Source organism: Azonexus sp. (genome assembly GCF_049652925.1).
GTDB lineage: Bacteria > Pseudomonadota > Gammaproteobacteria > Burkholderiales > Rhodocyclaceae > Azonexus.
Genome location: NZ_JBASFI010000021.1, coordinates 264625 through 286068, shown reverse-complemented (window position 1 = coordinate 286068; position 21444 = coordinate 264625). Strand labels below are relative to the sequence as shown.

The window sequence follows — 21444 nt, the reverse complement described above, 5'->3', positions numbered from 1 at the left end:
GACGATATTCTTCTGATTTGATGACGTTATTTATCGTGACGCTGTTCTGCCGTAAAGTTACGTGTTTTTGTGCCATTCCCTTGGCATCTTTACCCTTACGACGGAGCACCTAGTGGGCGTCAACACAAATCAAGAACAAACGCAGACTCAAAACACAACCTTGGCGGATTTCATCTGGAAGAACGCTGACGATCTGTGGGGTGACTTTCGACACACAGAGTTTGGCAAGATCATCCTGCCCTTTACGCTGCTGCGCCGTCTTGAGTGCGTTTTGGAGCCTACTCGCGATGTCGTCAAGACCACGCTAGAGAGTATGGCTGGTAGTGGCGTTGATCTGGATATGATCCTTCGACAGATCACACGTTTTCCGTTCTACAACGCCTCAAATTACAGCCTCGATTCTCTGGGCGGTACCAGAACACGACAGAACCTCGAAGACTACATCGCCAAGTTCTCTGAAAACGCTCGCATAATCTTCGAGCAGTTCGATTTCAATAACACCGTTGCGCGATTGGACAAGGCTGGCCTGCTGTACAAAATCTGCCAGAACTTTGCTGCAATCGACCTTCACCCGAATGCTGTGCCTGATCGGGTAATGAGCAATATCTACGAGCATCTCATCCGTCGATTTGGTGCAGAGGTCAATGAGGCGGCGGAAGACTTCATGACGCCTCGCGATGTAGTGCATCTGGCAACGACGCTGCTGCTTGATCCTGATGACAAGCTGTTCGAGCAGAACCCCGGTTTGATCAGAACGATCTACGATCCGACTTGCGGCACCGGAGGCTTCCTTTCAGACGCAATGCACCACGTTGACACTCTGCGAGACCGTTTCAAGGTTGCTCCTGTCCTTGTGCCCTACGGACAAGAGCTTGAGCCGGAAACCCATGCTGTCTGCCTAACCAGCATGCTGCTTCGAACGCTGGAGGCTGACCCCGGCCGTGACCTTTCTAAGAACATCAAGTTGGGGAGCACGCTATCGAACGATAAGCTGGCTGACGAGCGCTTCCATTACTGCCTCTCGAATCCTCCGTTCGGAAAACCGTGGACGAAGGATCAAGAGTCCGTCGAACGCGAGCATCGAGAAAAGAAGCTCGAAGGTCGATTTGGGCCGAAACTGCCAAAGATTAGCGACGGCTCCATGCTTTTCCTTCTACACCTGATCAGCAAGATGGAAAGACCGGAAAACGGCGGAGGAAGAGCAGCAATCGTTCTCTCCGGCTCGCCACTGTTCAATGGCAATGCAGGGCAAGGCGAATCAGAAATCAGGCGCTACGTACTGGAAAACAATTTTGTTGAGGCCATTATTGCCTTGCCAACGGAAATCTTTTTCCGGACGGGTATCGCCACATACATCTGGATTCTTTCGAACAAAAAACCGGCGCACAGGGATGGCAAAGTCCAACTGATCAATGCGACTGGATTCTTTACAGCGATGAGAAAAAGCGAGGGCAACAAGCGCAAGCGTATCAGCGACGACCAAATCCAAGAGATCGCAAAAATCTACGCTGCTTGTGAGAGCACCAAGAACAGCCTTGTGATCGACTACAAGGATTTCGGTTATCGGCGAATCAGAGTATTGCGCCCGCTGCGTATGGCCATGCACATTTCTAATGAGGGGCTAGAGAAGCTCCGGGAAGAAAAGGCATGGGCGAAGCTCACCGAAGAGCAGCAAGGCATATGGGATGAGGCGCTGAAGGCTGAGATGGAAAATCATCATCCCTATGCTTGGGTTGAGGAATTCGCCAAGGAGGTTACCGATGCCTTTCCTGAGTTAGGCAAGCTATCGAAACCCTTTGTCAAAGCCATCATCAACTCCTTTGGTGTGCGTGACCCAGAAGGCGAGATCGTTCTCGACAAGAACGGGAATGAGGTTACAGATGACGATTTGAACGATTTTGAAAATGTGCCGCTTGGGTTGAATGTTCATGACTACTTAGCCAGCGAAGTCTTGCCTCATGCACAGGACGCTTTCATCGATGAGACGTATCGAGATGAGACTGATGGCCAACTCGGAATTGTCGGCTACGAAATCAACTTCAACCGTTACTTCTACGAATATCAGCCTCCTCGCGACATCACTGTAATCGACGCCGAACTGAAAGCAGTCGAGGCTGAGATCGCCCAGATTCTTGGTGAGGTTACGGAATGAGCCATGCCCGGCCTCATTTGTCCTACAAGGAAACCAAAATTCCATGGTTAAGCAAAATTCCGACTCACTGGAATTGCCTACCGTTGCTTGCGGTGGCCGACGAGTGCGACGACAAAAATACCGGCCTTAAAGAGAATAATCTGCTGTCACTGAGCTACGGGCGGATCGTCAAGAAGGACATCAATAGCGATCAGGGGCTCCTACCTGAATCGTTCGAGACGTACCAGATCATTGAACAGGACGACATCGTTTTTCGGATGACTGATCTGCAAAACGATCAGAGAAGTCTTCGTTCTGCCATTTCGCATGAGAGGGGGATCATCACCTCTGCTTACATCGCTGTCAGGCCCAGGGGCATCAATGCGTCATTTATGAGTTACCTGATGCGGGCTTACGATGTGACCAAGGTCTTCTATGCGATGGGCGGTGGGATGCGACAGTCTCTCAAGTTTGAAGATTTGCGCCGCCTACAGATACTCGTTCCGCCGCCAGAGGAGCAGAAGGACATTTGCGAGTTCCTTGACCGAGAAACTGCACGAATCGACAGACTGGTCACCAAGAAGACTAAATTTCTTGAACTTCTGAAGGAAAAACGCAGGGCTGTCGTTACCCGAGCGGTAACGAAAGGAATAGTCTCAACTGTAAAAATGAGAGACTCCGGTGACAAATGGCTTGGAGAGGTTCCAGAGCATTGGCTGGTTGCACCGATCAAGGTTTTTGTTAACTGCTTAGATGGTTGCCGTATTCCTTTGACTGCTGAAGAGCGAGGAGAGATGCAAGGGGGTTATCCGTATTACGGTGCCTCAGGCGTAATTGACAGTCTCAATCGTTACATCTTTGACGAGGACTTGGTTCTCGTATCAGAAGACGGAGCAAACCTGACCTATCGAACTTACCCTATTGCCTTCGTTGCTAAGGGGAAATATTGGGTCAATAACCACGCTCACGTTGTTAAACCTCATGATCAGTGCGACCTGTTTTGGGCAGAGCGAATAGATGCAATTGACCTAATTCCCTATATCAGTGGTGCTACTCAGCCAAAACTGACAATTGAGTCGATGATGAATATCAGGATTGCAGTTCCCCCATCAATCGAAGAGCGCATCGAGATTTCAAAATATATCGAGGGCCAATCCATGCGGATTGCGGGTTTGCTAAAAAAGACCGAGCGCAGCATCGAACTTCTTAGAGAGCATCGCTCTGCGTTGATCGCAGCAGCTGTAACTGGAAAGATCGACGTTAAGGGGGCTGTATGAGCGAAGTCCACCACGAGAAACACTTCGAGAACTACATCGTCTCGAAGCTGGAGGAGAATGATTGGCTTGTAGGAAGCACTGACCACTACGACATTGAGCATGCACTATACCCAGACGATCTTGTCGCATGGCTTAAGGACACCCAGAAGGCAAAATGGGGAAAGCTGAAGGCCAACTATGGAGAGAAGGCAGCCGGTGCGCTGATGTCTCGCCTGGCCGAGGCGCTGGAAGAGAAGGGCACTACCCACATCTTGCGCCGAGGGTTTGCTATACCCGGTTGCGGACATCTCGATATGAGCGAAGCAGCCCCGGAGGACCAGCGCAACGCTGACGTGCTGCATCGCTACGCCTCAAACCGGCTGCGCGTTGTGCCGCAGCTCAAATATCACCCTGCACACAAGTACGCGATTGACCTAGTGTTCTTCATCAATGGGATTCCGGTTGCCACGGTTGAGGTGAAGACCGACTTCACACAGTCGGCCGATGCTGCTGTTGAGCAGTATAAAACTGACCGGCTGCCAGTCGACCTCAAGACAAACCGTAAGGAGCCGCTCCTGACATTCCAGCGGGGCGCAGTCGTACATTTTGCGATGTCGGATTCTGAAATCCAGATGGCGACGAAGCTGGCTGGGCAAAACACCTTCTTCCTACCCTTCAACAAGGGTAGGAACGGCCATGCTGGCAATCCGGATCGCGAGGACGGCGAATACCCAGTAGGCTACTTCTGGGAAGAGATTTGTAAGCGCGACGCCTGGCTGCGCATCTTCCACAACTTCGTCTATGTGGAGAAGAAGGACGTTGTCGACCTCAAGGGCAACTGGTCGAAAAAGGAAACTTTGATCTTTCCTCGCTTCCATCAATGGGCAGCCGTCAATGCCATGATTGCCGATGCCAAGGAAAACGGCCCCGGCATGGCCTATCTGTGTGAGCACAGCGCCGGCTCCGGCAAGACCAGTACGATTGCCTGGACTGCACACGATTTGATCAAGCTACGACACGACGACGGCAAGGCAATCTTTGATCACGTGATCATCGTGACCGACCGGAATGTGCTGGATAGCCAGCTACAGGACGCAGTGCAACAGCTTGACCACCAAAAAGGGCTGATTGCTGCAATTGATCGGGAGAAGTCTTCCAAGTCGAAGAGCCAGCAGCTCACAGATGCGTTGCTCAAGGGCGTACCGATCATCGTAGTGACGATCCAGACCTTCCCTTACGCGATGGAGGCGATCCTCACCGAGAAATCCCTCAAGGACAAAAACTTTTCCGTCATCATTGACGAAGCACATAACTCGCAAACCGGCACCACGGCATCCAAGCTCCAGGCGACGCTAGCAATGATTTCGAAGGTGGCCATGGAAAACATGACCATCGAAGAGCTGCTCACAGAAATTCAGCAATCTCGCGTCCGCCCCAAAAACGTCAGCCAGTTCGCTTTTACCGCGACCCCCAAGCATTCGACATTGATGCTCTTTGGTCGTCCAACCGATCCTTCGCAAAAGGCGTCCAAGGACAATCTGCCGAAGTCGTTCCACCGATACCCAATGCGCCAGGCCATCGAAGAAGGATTTATCCTGGATGTTCTGCAAGGCTACGTTCCCTACAAAACTGCCTTCAATCTCGGGAAGCAGCTTGTCGATGAAAAGCGGGTAGATGGCAATGCAGCCAAGCGGGCGCTTGCTAAGTGGATGGCGCTACATCCGACAAACGTCACCCAGAAGGTGCAATTCATCATCGAACATTTCAGCAAGAGCGTAGAACACTTGCTCGACGGCAAAGCCAAGGCCATGGTCGTTACCAGTTCGCGGGCGTCTGCTGTGCGCTACAAGAAGGGCTTTGACGCCTATATTGATAAGAATCCAAAGCATAAAGGCATACGTGCTCTGGTGGCGTTCTCGGGAAAACTAACCGGCAACCAGGTCATTCATGCAGACGATCCCCTGCTGGCCGGCGAGGAGTTCGTCATCGATGAGACCGAGGAATTTACAGAGACCTCTATGAATCCGGGCTTGCCGAGCAATGACCTAAGGATTGCATTTGACCGCCCGGAATATCGCGTGATGCTCGTAGCGGACAAATTCCAGACTGGTTTCGATCAGCCGAAGCTGGTCGCAATGTACCTCGACAAAAAGATAGCTAACGAAGTCGAGATCGTCCAAACCTTGTCTCGCCTCAACCGCACGGCACCTGGCAAAGACCAGACTTTCGTAATCGATTTTGTGAATGACCCCGAGAGTATCCGAGCAGCCTTTGCCAAGTACGACGCCGGAGCAAAGATCGATTCAGTTCAAAACCTCAGCGTCATCTATACGATCAAGGATCGGCTGGATGAAGCGGGTATCTACGATGATTCGAACGTTGGTGCCTTCCGTGAGGCCCGGTTCAAGTCCATCAAAAGCATTGCCGGAGCCAAGGAGCCGCAACACAAAGCGCTCTATGCGGCCACGCAAAAGCCAACGGACATCTTCAATGCCAAGTTGAAATTTCTGCGCGACGAAGCTCAGGCAGCCGAAAACGCCTATCAAAAGGCTCACGCGGCCGGGAATGAAGGCGCGATGAAGGCGGCTGACCATACCGTCAAACAGATCAAAGAGCAGATCGGCATCCTGATGGAGTTCAAATCTGGGCTCAGCAGATTCGGACGGACCTATGCCTATATTGCCCAACTGATTGATCTCGGCGACCCGGAGCTGGAGAATTTTGCCGCCTTCAGCAAACTGTTGGCGAAGCGACTTGATGGAATTGCGCCAGAAGCCGTGGACTTGAATGGTCTGCTGCTGACCGGCTATCAGATCAAGGGCAAGGAAGACCCTACATCCGGCAGCGAACCCGACGAGGATGAGCTTATCCTCAAGCCTATAGGGCCAGGAGGATCACCCAAGCCCGGAGGTGTCCCGGTGTACATCCAAGAGATCATTCTGAAGCTCAATAGTCTTTTCGGAGAGGCGACTCCTCTCAAGGATCGAGCAATCTTCGCCGATCAGACGCTATCTATCTTGAGTGATAACGAGATTGTCATGGCTCAAGTTCAGAACAACCCGCGTTCGGACGCACTCAAGGGAAGTCTGCCTGGTGCAGTGATGGGAGCTGTAGTTCGCGCTATGAGTTCTCATGGTGACATTGCCAAGTTGCTACTCAAGGATCAACAAACAATGGATAGCTACGTCAGTTTTCTCTACGACATGCTCAAGCAGGGCAAGCGCATTGATCCAGATAGTCTCGTCACCAAATCGGTACGTTCACTGATTCAATCTGAATAGTTTTCCTGAATTAGTGTTGGTATGTGCAACATCAGTCGCTTGATGCGAAAATGACGAATTCATTGTTCATGGAGCCTGTGTGAAGCGACTGAGTGCCAAGCGAAAGCTCTACCTTTTTCGTCGGGCAAGGCGAATTCTGCGGCTCAAATGGAAAAAGGCTCGGCGAGACCTTTCGCCTTCTCGACGTGGTCTGGCAGGCTTCAAGGTATTGCAGGCTCCAAAGCACTTTGAGCTTTCAGGAAACGGAAACAGGCATGAGTTACTAACGTTCCTGGGCAATCTTCGGCAACTGCTGGTTGTAGATAAGGCTAAGGTTCTGCTTGATTTCTCACTGACCGCAAAGATGTGGTCAGGTGGGACTTTGTTATTTCTTTCTGAGCTTCATCGATGTAAGGAGTTGCTCGGAGGGAAGATGCCGGTTCGGTGCAAGCCGCCGCGCAACGTGAAGGTCGCTCAGGTTCTCAAGCAAATCGGTGCTTATGACTTGATGCACTACCACAAGCGGATCAACACCTCATTCTCTGATGTCATTCATTGGCGTTACGCTTCAGGGCATCAAGTCGAGGGGCAGAAATACGAAAATATCCTCGGCTCGTACGAAGGGCGAGTTGCTGAAACTCTTCTCGGTAGCCTGTTCCGAGGGATCACGGAAGCGATGACGAACTGTCACCACCATGCCTACATCGACGTTCGTCCAGATGGATTGGATTACCAGGATATTCAGAAAAACTGGTGGATGTTCTCTCAGGAGAAAGACGACTTCCTTACCGTTGTGTTCTGTGACTTGGGGGTAGGCATTCCTAATACTCTTCCGACGAAAAAGCCTGGCATCTGGGAACGCATTAAGTCAGCCGGAAAGGCCGGTAGCGATAGCAGCATCATCGAGAAGGCTGTTGAGGACTCTGTCTCACGAACAGGGAAGCGCTACCGTGGAAAGGGATTGAAGCAATTGTTGGAGGCTGTCCAGGACACGAATGGAGGGGCTTTGCGCATCTTCAGCAACCGTGGCTGTTATACTTTCCACGATGGCAAAGTTGTGCTTAAAGACTTCACAGGTAGCATCATGGGCACCTTGATTCAATGGAAAGTTCCGATCATTCAACGGGAGTTGTTCTAATGCCTGCACGTGTTATTAACGTGGCTCGGGATTTTTCGCGTTACCCAGCAGGGCGCTATGTAGACGATGGCCCATACAGCGGCGCTGCATTCCGTGATGCCATCCTGATTCCAGCACTGAAGGCGGGAGAAGCTATTGTCGTAGAACTGGACGGTGTCCGTGGTTACGGCTCCTCTTTTTTGGAGGAGGCTTTCGGTGGACTCGTTCGCAATGGTTTTGCTGCGGAGCAAATTCGCCAGTACATCTCCTTTCACTCTGCTGACCGAAGTCTTGTTGAAGAGATTGAGGAATACATCGAGCACGGAAACGAGCCTTCGCCGGACGATTAGTGTTGCAGGAGACTCAATTGGCAACACAGGTCGTCACATGGGGGCTCATCGTTGTGGGATGGGTAACAGTTCATTACCTCACCCTGACCAGGGAGCGTCAAAAAGAGATTCGAGAACTCAAATCGAAGCTGGTTGAACGCATCTTGGAAATTGAAAGCCGATCAATCTCTTTTCATCAGGCACCCGGCCACAACCAAGACGAGGCCCGTTCGCTAGTAGCAGAAATTGAGCGGGTTAGCTCTGCAATCGCACGCAAGCCCTTATCCGTTTTGGCTATCGAACCAAAGGCTGTGACTCAGTTTAGGCGCAGTATTACGCTGAAAAACTTTGACCAGAGCGCATTTAATACACAATCGGCAGACAGTCGTCTTCTGAACGATATTTCTTTGCGTACAGAAGCTTTGACGGATGCATTGGAAGAGGCTTACGCTAACCGCTATCTACACACTTGGTGGCAAGCTTTTAGAGTTTAGAGAAGCTACGGTAACTATAGGTGGAAGGGCGGAAGTCGGGACGCCCGTTGAAGAAGTCTGAAGAAAGATAGGCATCTCGGATGCCACGTTCTACCACTGGCGCAAGAAATATGGCACCCTTCCCTCCACTCCGTGAGGTGGGTTGCGCCCCATCCGGGGCGCTGTGGTCATTAGATAGAAAAATCCTTGTACTGGTCGGGATTTGCGCTGATCTCTGCTAGGAGATCGTCCCTGATTGTTTTCATATTGGTAGCCACCAGAAGCCCCTCGCAGGCGACTTGTGGGGTGGGCGACAGCCCTGCCCTAACCATCCAGTCGATAATACTTTCATTGGGCTTTGGGGGTCGCAGATCGGAGAATTTCATTTTGCCACCACGACGGAGTAACCGGCAGCCCAGCCGATGTCGGCGGGGGTCGCTTTCCCATCCTTGCTGCTGAACTAAAACCGCCCCGGATGGGGCGGAACTGGGGTTGGGGTTATTGCTGGAAGCTTTGGGGTTGGTGTGTGTCATGGTCGCAGGTCCGCGGGTAGTTGTTAAGGGCGGGCGAGCCGCGTCGTCAGGCAGCGGCACGCCTCTCTTGAGAGCCTCTTGAAGACTCTTGAAGGTCCACCGATAAAGGTGCCGTTACCGCCAACAAAGGTTCCACCACCACCGACAAAGGTTCCGCCACCACCGACAAAGGTTCCGCAAAGTTGGAAAATCGAACTTCATCGATTTGCCTATAAACCACCGTATCGTTTTCGTTGATTGCAATTCGAAGTCTGTCGAAATGCTTTGCCAATTCGTCGCGAACTGTTTTTTTTACTTTCCGACAGGCACGATCAGACATCCCGTCTCGCAATGCCCGAATGTCCCTGAGAGCTTTTTCCAGCGGCTGGTTGAATTCGCGGTGGGTGATGACCAAAAGCGCTAAGGAATAAGCTGCACCATTTGATATCTCGTGAAGCGTTGGCAGTAGCGATTTATAACGCATGACCAGAGAAGTGTCATAGATTCGCATCCACGCAGCAGAGACGATCAGAACACGGAAGGAACGCTCGCCCTGCAGCATCCCTCCAGGTAGCTTTGCTTTTTTCTTCGCTTCCTTCCATTCAGAAATAATGCCACCTTCAAAACGTTCACCGTTACGGCCATGGCCAGTCACTGTCGCGACACGCATATCCCTAAATATTTTATCCAGCCATGTCGAACTAAGTTTTACCTTGCTAACTTTCGACAGTTTGTAGGGGTCGATCAAAAGAGCAACCTGACCGGTTTGCATCTCTTTCCGATCCTCCGCCACTGCAAACGAAGAATCGAGGATTCGACGATGCACCCCCCCAAGCCGACCGCTAACTTTGACTTTTCCCCATGTATTTTCAATTTCAACCTCACTTTCCTGAATGTTATGCAACGATGAGGAAAAAATTGCCAGACGGGAAAGAATCGCAGGTGCGATAACAGGATTGTTGCTATAGCCATGATTTTTCATCACCGGCCTCCGTTTTTTTGGTGCTGTTAGCTCGCTTGGTACTTGGAGTCGTTTTTGTGAGATCCGCTGGGACCAGCACCCCGCCAACATCTCGTCTAAGCCATATATCCATGATCGGGGCACAGTAATTTGCTTTGTTGATCCCATACCGAACAAAATTGCGCCGCAATTCCTCATCAACAGACCATTTTTTAGCTTCAGCTCCATCCATAATCTTTAGAAATCCCGCCCACCGACTTTCATCGATCCATACGGATGACCCTCGCGCTGCCTGCTGCTGATCACCCTGACCGCCAAGGGCAACTGACTTGGTAATGTGGTGTAAGAACACAACAGCTGCACCAGTTGCTGCTGCGATTCGCTCCAGCACCCGCATGACCTTTGCAGCATCCTTTCTGTCGTTTTCTTCGCCGGAGTGAACGCGACTGAGTGTGTCAATAACGATGAGTCGGCAGTCGCGACCTCTCTCAATAATTGCTTGCGCCCACGAAAGGCCGGCATCGGAATAGAAATCGATGCCCAATGCCATAGCCGGCATCACATCCAATCGCTCGATGACTGCCAACCGATCTCCAATCGAGATATTTTTTGCCAGGTTGTGCAGTCGCGCCTCTAAAATGATTTCGGGGTCCTCCGCGCAGACGACCAATACCCTCCCCTTTTTTTCAATCCCAATGCCTAGGATGTCGACGCAACCGGAAACAGTCGCACCGATAGCAAGCGCCCAGAAACTTTTGCCCGTGGCGCCTGGCGAAACCAGCGCTCCTACGGTGCCAGCGACAAGGCCAGGCAAGACAAAATCAGGCTCTGGTGGCGTTTCATTGAATGCCTTCACTAGGTTGACTGCCGCTGGTAGCTTGGGAACATTGGGGTTCATATTTATACCCCTTCAAATAAATCAAACTGGCGCCCAATGATGGAAACTGTGCGATACAACACGACCCTGCCAATGGAGGTAAGGTTCGGGATAAGAGTCTTATTACCCACGTCCCATCTCCTCTGAAGATGCGACTACTTTATTCCGACGAAGCTCCGAAACCTTGATACCCATAGCGTTGGCCTCGGCCCTCTCTTCTCGAGTTCCACCCCGTGGTCCAATTGTTTTTTTGATTTGAGCAACGACGGGGGCTGGAGTAGTGGCGAGTTCCGCCTCAAAGTCGACCCGCGCGCCTCGCGCAGCCGCATCGACGAAAGCAGCCAGTGCGCTAAGCGGAACCCTGCGAGCACCACCAACGCGAACAGTAGGCACAGGAAATTTATGCCTAGCGTGAAGATTCCGACCTGTTTGCTCAGCGATGCCAAGAATTGAGCACGCCACTGAAAAACAAACCAGAGTCGCGCCGCCAAACTTTTCTAACAGGTGGGGTAGAACCGACGGAATTGCGGCTGATGCAGCCGGAAAATTTGCGTAAGAGGACATTAGAGACTTTTGCACCAAGAGTGCTGCACTACTCTTTTGATGCTCTTACGCGCGCATCACGCAATCTCTAAGCTTGGGGTTTTCCCTTTTGAGTCACCGTAGCATTTTCAGTGTCCCCAGTGCAGCGGAGGAGAGAGGGTTAACCTTCGGTATTGCTAGTACCTGCCAACAATTCTATTGACCATTTTTCGGTATTGCAAGTAAATCTTTTGTAAAGATCGTTTGCAAACAGTGGCCTGTGTGCACACGTGCATAATCAGGAACTGCAGATACCCTATGCATTGACAATCAGCACTTGCATAAGTACCAATTTTGATCCCTGAAAACCAAGTACGAAGCGGGAAAGGCCGGTATTCAGCGGTATTATTTGTGCCAAGCTTGATCCACAACCAAAAAATTAATTGTCAAAAACCGCATTCTCAGATTCGAAAATGCCATTTTAAAACATTGATTTTCAATGAATTTATTGGTGTGCCCGGAGGGACTCGAACCCCCGACCTGCTGCTTAGAAGGCAGCTGCTCTATCCAGTTGAGCTACGGGCACTTGAGGGTGAATCTAGAAAAATTGGTCGGGGCGGTGGGATTCGAACTCACGACCCTCTGCTCCCAAAGCAGATGCGCTACCAGGCTGCGCTACGCCCCGACACGAGAGACGGCATTCTATCACCGGCCGGAAAACCGCACCAGATCAAGAGCCTATCTTTTCGAAAGAAAGAATCCTTGCCCACAGGCTGTCTTCATGATATTTAATCGCTTTTTTGGTCACTAGGCGCACAAGAACATGGCAGAAGAACTGCTCCACAAACACTTCGCTCCCTACCAGCCCAAAGCTGGCGAGGATTACATGAGCGCGAAACAATTGTCGCATTTCCGCAAGATTCTCGAGACGCTCAAAAAGGAGTTGGGCGAGGATATCGACCGCACGGTTCATACCATGCAGGACGAAGCTACGGTGTTTGCTGACCCGAATGATCGCGCCAGCCAGGAAACCGACATGGCGATCGAATTGCGCAACCGTGACCGCGAACGCAAACTGATCAAAAAGATCGATGAGACGCTCGCCAGCATCGAAAGTGGCGATTACGGCTTCTGCAACAAGTGTGGTGTCGAAATCGGCATCAAGCGCCTGGAAGCCCGCCCGACGGCAACGCTGTGCATCGATTGCAAGACTCTGGACGAGCTCAAGGAAAAGCAGATGGCGAAGTAATTCGCCTTTATTGGCATTGCTACGGTCAACCGGAAATAAATGCCAAAAAACAAAGGGCGCCGCAAGGCGCCCTTTGTACGTTCAGCTAATGCTGAAGCTTATTGCTGCGGCTCTTGAGCGACAGCTTCTGCGGCAATCGGCTGGGCAGCCGCAGTACCTTCTTCAGAAGCAGCAGCCTTCATCGACAGCTTGACGCGACCACGGTCGTCGGTTTCGAGAACCTTGACGCGAACGATCTGGCCTTCCTTGACGTAGTCTTCGACCTTGTTGACACGTTCCTGAGCGATCTGGGAGATGTGCAGCAGACCATCCTTGCCCGGCAGTACGGAAACGATTGCGCCGAAATCAAGAATCTTGAGCACGGTACCTTCGTAGATCTTGCCGATTTCGACTTCTGCAGTGATCGCATCAATACGGGCACGGGCAGCGGCAGCAGCTTCACCACTGCTCGAAGCGATGGTGATCGTACCGTCGTCCTGGATGTCGATCGTGGTGCCGGTTTCTTCGGTCAGGGCGCGGATAACAGCACCGCCCTTGCCGATGACGTCGCGGATCTTTTCCGGATTGATCTTGAACGTGTACAGACGCGGGGCGTAGGCCGACATTTCTTCACGCGGGCCGGCAGCAGATTCCTGCATCAGGTTCAGGATGTGGATGCGGGCATCCTTGGCCTGAGCCAGGGCAACCTGCATGATTTCCTTGGTAATGCCCTGGATCTTGATGTCCATCTGCAGGGCAGTGATACCGGTCGTCGAACCGGCCACCTTGAAGTCCATGTCGCCGAGATGATCCTCGTCGCCCAGAATGTCGGTCAGCACGGCGAAACGGTTGCCGTCCTTGATCAGACCCATGGCGATACCGGCAACGTGCGCCTTGAGCGGCACACCGGCGTCCAGCAGGGCCAGACAGCCACCGCAAACGGAAGCCATCGAGGATGAACCGTTGGATTCGGTAATTTCCGAAACCAGACGCATCGAGTAGGAGAAATCTTCCGGCTTCGGCAGCACGGCTAGCAGCGCGCGCTTGGCCAGACGACCGTGACCGATTTCGCGACGCTTCGGCGTACCGACGCGACCGCATTCGCCGGTGGCGTACGGGGGCATGTTGTAGTGCAGCATGAAGCGGTCACGGTATTCACCGGCCAGCGCGTCGATGATCTGTTCGTCGCGGTTGGTGCCCAGCGTGGCTACAGCCAACGCCTGGGTTTCGCCACGGGTGAACAGGGCCGAGCCATGGGTGCGCGGCAGGACGCCGGAACGCATGGTGATCGGACGCACGGTACGCGTGTCGCGACCGTCGATACGCGGGGCACCGCTCAGGATGCGGCCGCGAACGATGGAAGCTTCGATTTCGTGAAACAGGTTGCCGACGGTGTTCTCGTCCGGAGCACCCTCACCCTGGCACAGCGCGGCAATGGCTTCAGCACGGATGACCTTGACGGCCTGGCTACGCGTTTGCTTGACGGTGATGTTGTAGGCTTCTTCGAGCTTGGCAGCAACCAGAGCGGACAGGCTGGCAACCAGCGCTTCGTCCTTCGGTGCAGCTTGCCATTCCCATTCCGGCTTGCCGGCTTCTTCAACCAGTTCGTTGATGGCGTTGATCGCCTTCTGCATTTCGGTATGGCCGAACACGACAGCGCCGAGCATGACTTCTTCGGACAGCTGGTCGGCTTCGGATTCAACCATCAGCACTGCGGCTTCGGTACCAGCAACGACGAGGTCAAGCTGGCTACCCTTGAGCTGGCTCAGGGTCGGGCACAGAACATACTGGCCGTCAATGTAACCGACGCGGGCGGCACCGATCGGGCCGTTGAACGGCACGCCGGAAATGGCCAGGGCAGCAGAGGCACCGATCAGGGCAGGGATATCGGAGTCAATTTCCGGGTTCAGCGACATCACCGTAGCGATGACCTGGACTTCGTTGTAGAAGCCTTCCGGGAACAGCGGGCGGATCGGACGATCGATCAGGCGACAGGTCAGGGTTTCCTTTTCGGAAGGACGGCCTTCGCGCTTGAAGAAACCACCGGGGATACGACCGGCAGCGTAGGTCTTTTCCTGGTAATCAACGGTCAGCGGGAAGAAATCCTGGCCCGGCTTGGCACTCTTGGCGGCCACAACGGTAACCAGAACTACAGTTTCTTCCATGGAAACGAGAACGGCACCGCCAGCCTGGCGGGCAACTTCACCGGTTTCGATGGTGACTTGATGGGCACCATAGGCGAATGTTTTTTTCACGATATTGAACATATTTTCCTTTCACTCTCAACACAATAAACAACGATTTATCAACAACTTACAATAGACAACAACAAACAGCACAGCAAAAAACGAAAAAAGCGGCCGGGATATACCGGGCCGCTCTTTCGTGGCGTCGATCTGGCTTACTTGCGCAGACCGAGCTTGGTAATTAGGGTACGGTAAGAATCGATGTTCTTGCCCTTGAGGTAATCCAGCAGCTTACGACGCTGATTGACCATGCGCAGCAGACCACGACGGGAGTGGTGATCCTTCTTGTGCTCTTTGAAGTGCGGTGTCAGATCATTGATGCGGGCGGTCAGCAAAGCGACCTGGACTTCCGGAGAACCGGTATCGCCCTTGGCGCGCTGGAATTCGGCGACAACGCCGGCTTTGACTTCAGTAGTGAATGCCATTTCAAACTCTCTTTCATGATAACGACGCCGCCCCGGTTTGATAGAGCCAGCGCCAGTGGATAAAATTTTCCGTTGGCGACGGAAAGCGTTGGATTATATCAGTTAATCAGCAAGTTGAACCAGCCGTTTTGGCCACAAACGATCCCCCGAGCCTGGTTCGCCGATACCGATCAGCTTGCCGTTCTCATAGACGCGGATCTTGCCGCTCAGGCCGGCCGGCAAGTCAACAGGGTTACCGTGACTGAAACGCTGCGCCGCCTCGCCTTCGACAGTCAGGATGGGCAAGGTGTGCAACAGCGCATCGACCGGCTTCAGGCGCGTCATTCGCTCTGCTTCGTCGAACCCTTCAAGCTCAACTAGCGTCACGGCGCCATCCAGATCAAGGTCGCCGACGCGGGTCCGGCGCAGGGCTGACAGGTGCGCGCCACAACCGAGTGCCGCACCGATATCAGCCGCAAGAACGCGGATGTAGGTGCCCTTGCTGCACGCCACGCGCAGCGTCAGCGAGTCACCGGCAAAGTCGAGCAGATCAATGGTGTAAATCGTCACCGCCCTCGCCTCACGCTCGACTTCGATACCTTTGCGCGCCAGTTCATAGAGTGGGCGACCATCACGCTTCAGCGCCGAATGCATCGGTGGAATCTGCTGAATATCGCCGGTGAATTGCGGCAGCAATTTCAAAATTGCTGCTTTTTCCGTGTTGACCGTGGAAGTCGCCGTCACCTTGCCTTCAGCATCCCCGGAATCGGTGGTGACGCCCAGCTTGAGAACGGCTTCATAGGTTTTATCGGCATCAAGCAAGTCGGCCGAAAATTTGGTCGCCTCGCCAAAACACAGTGGCAACAAGCCCGTTGCCAGAGGATCAAGCGTGCCTGTATGGCCACCCTTGGCAGCCGAGTACAGGCGCCGCGCCTTTTGCAGCGCGTCGTTGGAGGTGAATCCGATGGGTTTGTCGAGCAACAGCACCCCATCGACCTGTTTCCAGGTCTTCTTGACTTGCATGGGATGCTTAGTCTTCCGGCGTCTGATCGCTCAGCGCGTTGGCCTGATTGATCAACAAGGTCATGCTGGCACCGTGCTCGATGGAGTTGTCGTAAACAAAATGCAACTCCGGCAACGTATGGATATGGATACGACGACCCAGTTCGCGGCGGAGGAAACCGGACGCCCGCTTCAGGCCGCGCTCGATCTCTTCCAGATGCTCGGAATTGAGCGTCGCGTAAAACACCTTGGCATGGGCGTAATCCGGCGTCAGCTCGACAGCCGTCAGGCTAATCATGCCGACGCGCGGATCCTTCAATTCAGTCCGAATCAGATCGGCAAGGTCGCGGCGTACCTGCTCCGCGACCCGATCACTACGCTGAAATCCTTTTTTCTTCATTACAGCGATCGTGCCACTTCCTGAATTTCGTAAGCTTCCAGCTGGTCGCCAACGATGATGTCGTTATTGCCGCGCAGCGAAAGACCACATTCAAAGTTGGAACGAACTTCCTTGACGTCGTCCTTGAAGCGCTTGAGCGAGTCGAGTTCGCCATCCCACTGAACAACGTGGTTGCGCAGCAGACGGACGCGGGAATTGCGCTTGACGAAGCCTTCCAGCACGTAACAGCCGGCGATGGCGCCAACCTTGGACACCTGGAAGACCTGGCGAATTTCGACCATACCGGTGATCTGTTCGCGTTTCTCCGGCGACAACATGCCTGACAGCGCTGCCTTGACCTCATCGACCGCATCGTAAATCACGTTGTAGTAACGGATATCGACGCCGAAGGTTTCGGCCAGCTTGCGCGAACCGGCATCGGCACGAATGTTGAAGCCGATGATGACCGCCCCGGAAGCTTGCGCCAGATTGACGTCGGATTCGCTGATCGCGCCGACGGCACCGTGGATGATCTGAACTCGAACTTCCTCGTTCGACAGCTTGGCGAGCGTCTGGACCAGGGCTTCTTGCGAACCCTGCACATCGGCCTTGACGATCAGCGGCAGGGTCTTGACCTCGCCTTCCGTCATCTGGACGAACATGTTTTCAAGCTTGGCTGCCTGTTGCTTGGCCAGCTTGACGTCTCGGTACTTGCCCTGACGGAACAGCGCGATTTCACGCGCCTTCTTTTCATCGGTGAGCACGATTGCTTCTTCACCAGCGGCCGGCACATCTGACAGACCGAGAATTTCGACCGGGATGGATGGACCTGCTTCATTGATTGGCTTGCCGTTCTCGTCCAGCATGGCACGGACGCGACCGAAGACCTGGCCGGCCAGCACGACATCGCCGCGCTTGAGCGTACCGGACTGAACGAGCATCGTTGCCACGGCACCACGCCCCTTGTCGAGACGCGCTTCGATGATCAGGCCCTTGGCCGGCGCATCCTTCTGCGCCTTCAGCTCGAGCACTTCAGCCTGGAGCAGTACCTGTTCGAGCAGTTCGTCGATACCGGTACCCTTCTTGGCAGACACTGAGATGAACGGCGAATCGCCGCCGTACTCTTCCGGAATGACGCCTTCGGCAACCAGTTCCTGCTTGACGCGATCGGCGTTGGCATCCGGCTTGTCGATCTTGTTGACCGCAACCACCAGCGGCACACCGGCCGCCTTGGCATGGTGGATCGCTTCCTTGGTTTGCGGCATGACGCCGTCGTCGGCCGCCACAACCAGGATGACAATATCGGTTGCCTTGGCACCACGGGCTCGCATGGCCGTAAAGGCTTCGTGACCCGGGGTATCAAGGAAGGTAACCATGCCACGATCGGTTTCAACGTGGTAGGCACCGATGTGCTGGGTAATGCCGCCGGCTTCGCCAGCAGCAACCTTGGCACGACGAATGTAGTCGAGTAGCGAGGTCTTGCCGTGGTCGACGTGACCCATGACAGTCACCACCGGAGCACGCGGCTCAAGCGGCACATCCTTGTGATCAGCCGACTCTTCGAGGAAGGCATCCGGATCATCCAGCTTGGCGGCGAACGCCTTGTGGCCCATTTCTTCGACGACAATCATCGCCGTTTCCTGGTCCAGAACCTGGTTGATGGTAACCATTGAACCCATTTTCATCATGACCTTGATGATTTCGATGGCCTTGATGGCCATTTTGTGGGCCAGATCGGTGACGGAAATGGTTTCGGGAATATGAACTTCACGAATGACCTGTTCGGTCGGCGCCTGGAAGCTGCCCTGACCATCGTCATCCTTGTGCGACTTCTTGTGACCGCCACGACCGCTCTTCCAAGAGTTGCCGATATCGGAACCGCGGGTCTTCAGACCACCCTTCTTCTTGCCGTCGTCGGCAGCACGTCCCTTATCACCCTTCTTGCCCGGCGCATCCGGCTTCTTGTGCAAGGTACCCTTGTCGGCAGCGGCAGCCGGAGCAGCAGCTTCGCCCGCCTTGGCTGCAGCAGCTGATTGCTGCTTGGCCTGCTCTGCGACCTTGGCGGCGGCGGCAGCAACCTCTGCCTGCTGACGCATACGGACCAGCTCAGCTTCACGCGCCTGCTTCTGGCGCAGCTCGCGTTCCTGAATTTCGCGCAGTGTCGTATAGCGACGGGATTCGACCTCGCGGGCCTTCAGCTCCTTCTCGCCAATAATCAAAGCGCGGTCCAGAATAACCGGCCCGGTCTTCTCGACAACCGGTTCGACCGGCGTTTCAACTGGCACCTCAACCGGCACTTCGACCACCGGGTCAGGAATAATCTCAACCACTGGTTCCGGGATGGGCTCAGGAACAGGTTCCGGTTCGGGCACTAGCTCGACCACCGGCAACTCGGACTCAAGCTCGAGCCCTTCGAGTTCTGCCTCAGGGGCATGCTCGCCATGCTCCCGCTTGACGAGAACACGCTTCTTGCGGACCTCGACCTGAACGGTGCGGGCACGACCATGGGAATCGGTCGCTTTGATTTCAGAAGTCGACTTGCGCGTCAGCGTAATTTTGGTCTTCGACTCGTCACCATGTGCCCGGCGCAGATAATCGAGCAGTTTGGCCTTGTCTTGATCGTTCAGCGCGTCGTTGGCGCTCTCCTTGCCCACACCAGCCTTGCTCAATTGCTCGAGCAGGGCCGTGACCGGCATTTTGAGTTCAACGGCAAATTGTGAAACTGTTGTTGCAGACATATTTTGCTACCTCCTGCTCACTCGAACCAGTGAGCCCGTGCCGTCAGAATGAGTCCCTTGGCACGCTCGTCGTCGATGCCGGTCATTTCCGTCAATTCATCTACCGCCAGCTCCGCGAGATCATCGCGAGTCTTGACGTCGTGACCTGCCAGTTTCGCGGCCAATTCCTTGCTCATTCCCTCCAGACCCATCAGGTCTTCGGAAACATTTTCCAGCTTCTCTTCGGTTGCAATCGCTTCCGTCAGCAAAACATTGCGGGCACGGTTGCGGAGTTCATTGACGATCCCCTCGTCCAGCCCTTCAATTTCCAGCATTTCGGCCAGCGGAACATAAGCCACTTCTTCGAGCGAAGAGAAACCTTCTTCAATCAGCAGATCGGCCAGCTCTTCGTCGATGTCCAGCTTTTCCATGAACGTGACACGGGTCACGGCATATTCGGCTTCGGACTTCTTGGCTGACTCGTCCTGGGTCATCAGATTGATGGTCCAGCCGGTCAATTCAGAGGCCAGACGAACGTTCTGACCATTGCGACCGATGGCGATAGCCAAATTATCTTCGTCAACCACCACGTCCATGGCGTGCTTTTCTTCATCAACAACGATGGAAGAAACTTCGGCCGGCGACAAGGCGCCAATCACGAACTGGGCCGGATCAGCCGACCACAACACGATGTCGATATTCTCGCCGCCGATTTCGTTACGCACAGCGGTAACGCGTGAGCCACGCAGACCGACGCAGGTACCGATCGGATCAACACGCGGATCATTAGACTTGACGGCGATCTTGGCACGCAGACCGGGGTCGCGGGCACAGGCCTTCAGTTCCATGAGGCCATCGGCAATTTCCGGGACCTCCATGTCGAACAGCTTGATGATGAATTCAGGGGCGGTGCGCGACAGAATGATCTGAGGACCGCGGGCATTGCGGTCAATACGCAGCAAATAGGCACGAATGCGGTCGCCGATGCGCAGATTTTCCTTGGGAATCATCTGGTCGCGCGGCAGCAGGGCTTCGATCTTGCCTGCTTCGACAATGGCGTTACCACGCTCCATGCGCTTGATGGTGCCGGAAACGACATGCTCCTTGCGATCAAGGAAGTCAGACAGGATCTGCTCACGCTCGGCATCGCGAATCTTTTGCAGGATAACCTGCTTGGCGGCCTGAGCGCCGATCCGACCAAAATCGATCGGCTCAAGGCTTTCTTCGAGCGTGTCGCCGGACTCAATGTCCAGATCATCCTTCTGGGCTTCCGACAGTGGAATCTGCAGATACTCGTTGACGTACTCGTTGTCCGGCACAACCTGCCAGCGACGGAAGGACTCATAACTACCCGTGTTACGGTCAATCGAGACGCGAACGTCGGCCTCGTCATGGATACGCTTCTTGGTGGCCGACGCAAGGGCCAGCTCAAGGGCGCCAAAAACGATTTCCTTGGCGACATTCTTTTCGCGGGCGAGTGCATCAACCAGCAGCAATATTTCACGGCTCATGGGCTAAAACCTCCTAGTCCTTCAGTCGAAACGAGGCACCAGTCGTGCCTTCTCGATATTATTAAATTCCAGTTCCACATCATCTTTTGCAAGACGCAGACCAACCTTGCCATCCTTGCAGCCCAGCAGCTCGCCTTGGAAGTTCCGGCGGCCACCGTGCGGTATACGCAGCTTGATCTGGATTTCCTGACCAGCGAAGCGCTCGAAGTCTTCGGCCTTCTTGACAACACGATCGAGGCCAGGCGAAGAAATTTCAAGACGGTCGAAATCGAAGTTTTCGACCTCAAAAACGCGCGTCAATTGATTGGAGACCTTGGCACAATCTTCGACATCGATCCCCGTGGCACGACCAGGCGCATCGATGAAGACACGAATCGTCCGCCCACGCGGCGACATCTCGACATCAACGAGTTCATAACCCAGACCGACAACAGTCGTTTCCAGCAGCGTGTTTAAATCCATAGCCACAAATAAAAAATGGGCGAAACGCCCACCTCATGAAAAAAAAGATGCCCCGCC

The 21444-nt window shown here is 53.8% G+C and carries 17 protein-coding genes, 2 tRNA genes and 1 pseudogene; 8 read left to right on the top strand and 12 right to left on the bottom strand.

Annotated elements, in window-relative coordinates; translation table 11 throughout:
* The first annotated feature begins 112 nt into the window (after positions 1-112).
* The 7 genes and pseudogenes from WBK19_RS11045 to WBK19_RS11015 form a co-directional block, all read left to right on the top strand.
* Complete coding sequence (locus tag WBK19_RS11045) at positions 113-2152, top strand: type I restriction-modification system subunit M (protein ID WP_511289648.1); 2040 nt, start codon at positions 113-115, stop codon at positions 2150-2152.
* The gene (locus tag WBK19_RS11040; RefSeq protein WP_511289646.1) at positions 2149-3408 is read left to right on the top strand and encodes a restriction endonuclease subunit S; all 1260 of its coding nucleotides are present in this window, start codon (positions 2149-2151) and stop codon (positions 3406-3408) included. Before WBK19_RS11045 ends, WBK19_RS11040 begins: the two co-directional genes overlap by 4 nt.
* A complete protein-coding gene (locus tag WBK19_RS11035) occupies positions 3405-6668 on the top strand; it encodes a type I restriction endonuclease subunit R (RefSeq protein ID WP_511289644.1) in 3264 nt (1087 codons plus the stop codon). The genes WBK19_RS11040 and WBK19_RS11035 overlap by 4 nt, the downstream gene beginning before the upstream one ends.
* 79 nt (positions 6669-6747) lie before the next feature.
* On the top strand, positions 6748-7785 hold the full coding sequence (locus WBK19_RS11030; RefSeq protein ID WP_511289642.1) for a hypothetical protein: 1038 nt from the start codon (positions 6748-6750) through the stop codon (positions 7783-7785).
* On the top strand, positions 7785-8114 hold the full coding sequence (locus WBK19_RS11025; protein ID WP_511289640.1) for an STAS-like domain-containing protein: 330 nt from the start codon (positions 7785-7787) through the stop codon (positions 8112-8114). The genes WBK19_RS11030 and WBK19_RS11025 overlap by 1 nt, the downstream gene beginning before the upstream one ends.
* Before the next feature lie 17 nt (positions 8115-8131).
* Positions 8132-8587, top strand: coding sequence for a hypothetical protein (locus WBK19_RS11020; RefSeq protein ID WP_511289638.1), 456 nt, complete (start codon positions 8132-8134; stop codon positions 8585-8587).
* Between the two features lie 16 nt (positions 8588-8603).
* Positions 8604-8717: pseudogene (locus tag WBK19_RS11015) on the top strand (transposase); the annotation flags it as partial.
* A gap of 40 nt (positions 8718-8757) precedes the next feature.
* Here the strand turns inward: WBK19_RS11015 and WBK19_RS11010 are convergent.
* The 5 genes from WBK19_RS11010 to WBK19_RS10990 form a co-directional block, all read right to left on the bottom strand.
* On the bottom strand, positions 8758-9099 hold the full coding sequence (locus WBK19_RS11010; protein WP_511289636.1) for a hypothetical protein: 342 nt from the start codon (positions 9097-9099) through the stop codon (positions 8758-8760).
* 46 nt (positions 9100-9145) lie between these two features.
* Positions 9146-10060 (bottom strand): hypothetical protein, encoded by a 915-nt coding sequence (locus WBK19_RS11005; RefSeq protein WP_511289634.1) that lies wholly within the window; start codon positions 10058-10060, stop codon positions 9146-9148.
* A complete protein-coding gene (locus WBK19_RS11000) occupies positions 10041-10937 on the bottom strand; it encodes a helicase RepA family protein (protein ID WP_511289632.1) in 897 nt (298 codons plus the stop codon). Before WBK19_RS11000 ends, WBK19_RS11005 begins: the two co-directional genes overlap by 20 nt.
* A gap of 1010 nt (positions 10938-11947) precedes the next feature.
* A tRNA-Arg gene (locus WBK19_RS10995) sits at positions 11948-12024 on the bottom strand.
* 22 nt (positions 12025-12046) lie between these two features.
* Positions 12047-12123, bottom strand: a tRNA-Pro gene (locus WBK19_RS10990).
* Positions 12124-12261: 138 nt separating this feature from the next.
* On the opposite strand from WBK19_RS10990, the gene dksA reads away from it, so the two are divergent.
* A complete protein-coding gene (gene dksA, locus WBK19_RS10985; protein WP_494648925.1) occupies positions 12262-12687 on the top strand; it encodes an RNA polymerase-binding protein DksA in 426 nt (141 codons plus the stop codon).
* A 98-nt stretch (positions 12688-12785) separates the two neighbouring features.
* Here dksA and pnp read toward each other — a convergent pair whose 3' ends face one another.
* From pnp to rimP, 7 genes are all read right to left on the bottom strand, one after another.
* A complete protein-coding gene (gene pnp, locus WBK19_RS10980) occupies positions 12786-14933 on the bottom strand; it encodes a polyribonucleotide nucleotidyltransferase (protein WP_511289630.1) in 2148 nt (715 codons plus the stop codon).
* Positions 14934-15067: 134 nt separating this feature from the next.
* On the bottom strand, positions 15068-15337 hold the full coding sequence (gene rpsO / locus WBK19_RS10975) for a 30S ribosomal protein S15 (RefSeq protein ID WP_226494947.1): 270 nt from the start codon (positions 15335-15337) through the stop codon (positions 15068-15070).
* Between the two features lie 102 nt (positions 15338-15439).
* Positions 15440-16339 (bottom strand): tRNA pseudouridine(55) synthase TruB, encoded by a 900-nt coding sequence (gene truB, locus WBK19_RS10970; RefSeq protein WP_511289628.1) that lies wholly within the window; start codon positions 16337-16339, stop codon positions 15440-15442.
* A 7-nt stretch (positions 16340-16346) separates the two neighbouring features.
* Positions 16347-16718: a 30S ribosome-binding factor RbfA gene (gene rbfA, locus WBK19_RS10965; protein ID WP_494648929.1), complete on the bottom strand. Its 372-nt coding sequence runs from the start codon at positions 16716-16718 to the stop codon at positions 16347-16349.
* Complete coding sequence (infB, locus tag WBK19_RS10960) at positions 16718-19435, bottom strand: translation initiation factor IF-2 (RefSeq protein ID WP_511289626.1); 2718 nt, start codon at positions 19433-19435, stop codon at positions 16718-16720. Before infB ends, rbfA begins: the two co-directional genes overlap by 1 nt.
* A 17-nt stretch (positions 19436-19452) precedes the next feature.
* Complete coding sequence (nusA, locus tag WBK19_RS10955; RefSeq protein WP_511289624.1) at positions 19453-20925, bottom strand: transcription termination factor NusA; 1473 nt, start codon at positions 20923-20925, stop codon at positions 19453-19455.
* Between the two features lie 21 nt (positions 20926-20946).
* Entirely contained in the window at positions 20947-21387 is a 441-nt protein-coding gene (gene rimP / locus WBK19_RS10950; protein ID WP_511289622.1) for a ribosome maturation factor RimP, read from the bottom strand.
* Between the last annotated feature and the right edge of the window lie 57 nt (positions 21388-21444).

Coding starts and splice junctions, on each gene's coding strand:
- WBK19_RS11025 (WP_511289640.1), top strand. CDS start 7,785: ATGCCTGCACGTGTTATTAACGTGGCTCGGGATTTTTCGCGTTACCCA.
- rimP (WP_511289622.1), bottom strand. CDS start 21,387: ATGGATTTAAACACGCTGCTGGAAACGACTGTTGTCGGTCTGGGTTAT.
- rbfA (WP_494648929.1), bottom strand. CDS start 16,718: ATGAAGAAAAAAGGATTTCAGCGTAGTGATCGGGTCGCGGAGCAGGTA.
- WBK19_RS11040 (WP_511289646.1), top strand. CDS start 2,149: ATGAGCCATGCCCGGCCTCATTTGTCCTACAAGGAAACCAAAATTCCA.
- WBK19_RS11010 (WP_511289636.1), bottom strand. CDS start 9,099: ATGACACACACCAACCCCAAAGCTTCCAGCAATAACCCCAACCCCAGT.
- WBK19_RS11005 (WP_511289634.1), bottom strand. CDS start 10,060: ATGAAAAATCATGGCTATAGCAACAATCCTGTTATCGCACCTGCGATT.
- WBK19_RS11035 (WP_511289644.1), top strand. CDS start 3,405: ATGAGCGAAGTCCACCACGAGAAACACTTCGAGAACTACATCGTCTCG.
- pnp (WP_511289630.1), bottom strand. CDS start 14,933: ATGTTCAATATCGTGAAAAAAACATTCGCCTATGGTGCCCATCAAGTC.
- truB (WP_511289628.1), bottom strand. CDS start 16,339: ATGCAAGTCAAGAAGACCTGGAAACAGGTCGATGGGGTGCTGTTGCTC.
- infB (WP_511289626.1), bottom strand. CDS start 19,435: ATGTCTGCAACAACAGTTTCACAATTTGCCGTTGAACTCAAAATGCCG.
- rpsO (WP_226494947.1), bottom strand. CDS start 15,337: ATGGCATTCACTACTGAAGTCAAAGCCGGCGTTGTCGCCGAATTCCAG.
- nusA (WP_511289624.1), bottom strand. CDS start 20,925: ATGAGCCGTGAAATATTGCTGCTGGTTGATGCACTCGCCCGCGAAAAG.
- WBK19_RS11000 (WP_511289632.1), bottom strand. CDS start 10,937: ATGAACCCCAATGTTCCCAAGCTACCAGCGGCAGTCAACCTAGTGAAG.
- dksA (WP_494648925.1), top strand. CDS start 12,262: ATGGCAGAAGAACTGCTCCACAAACACTTCGCTCCCTACCAGCCCAAA.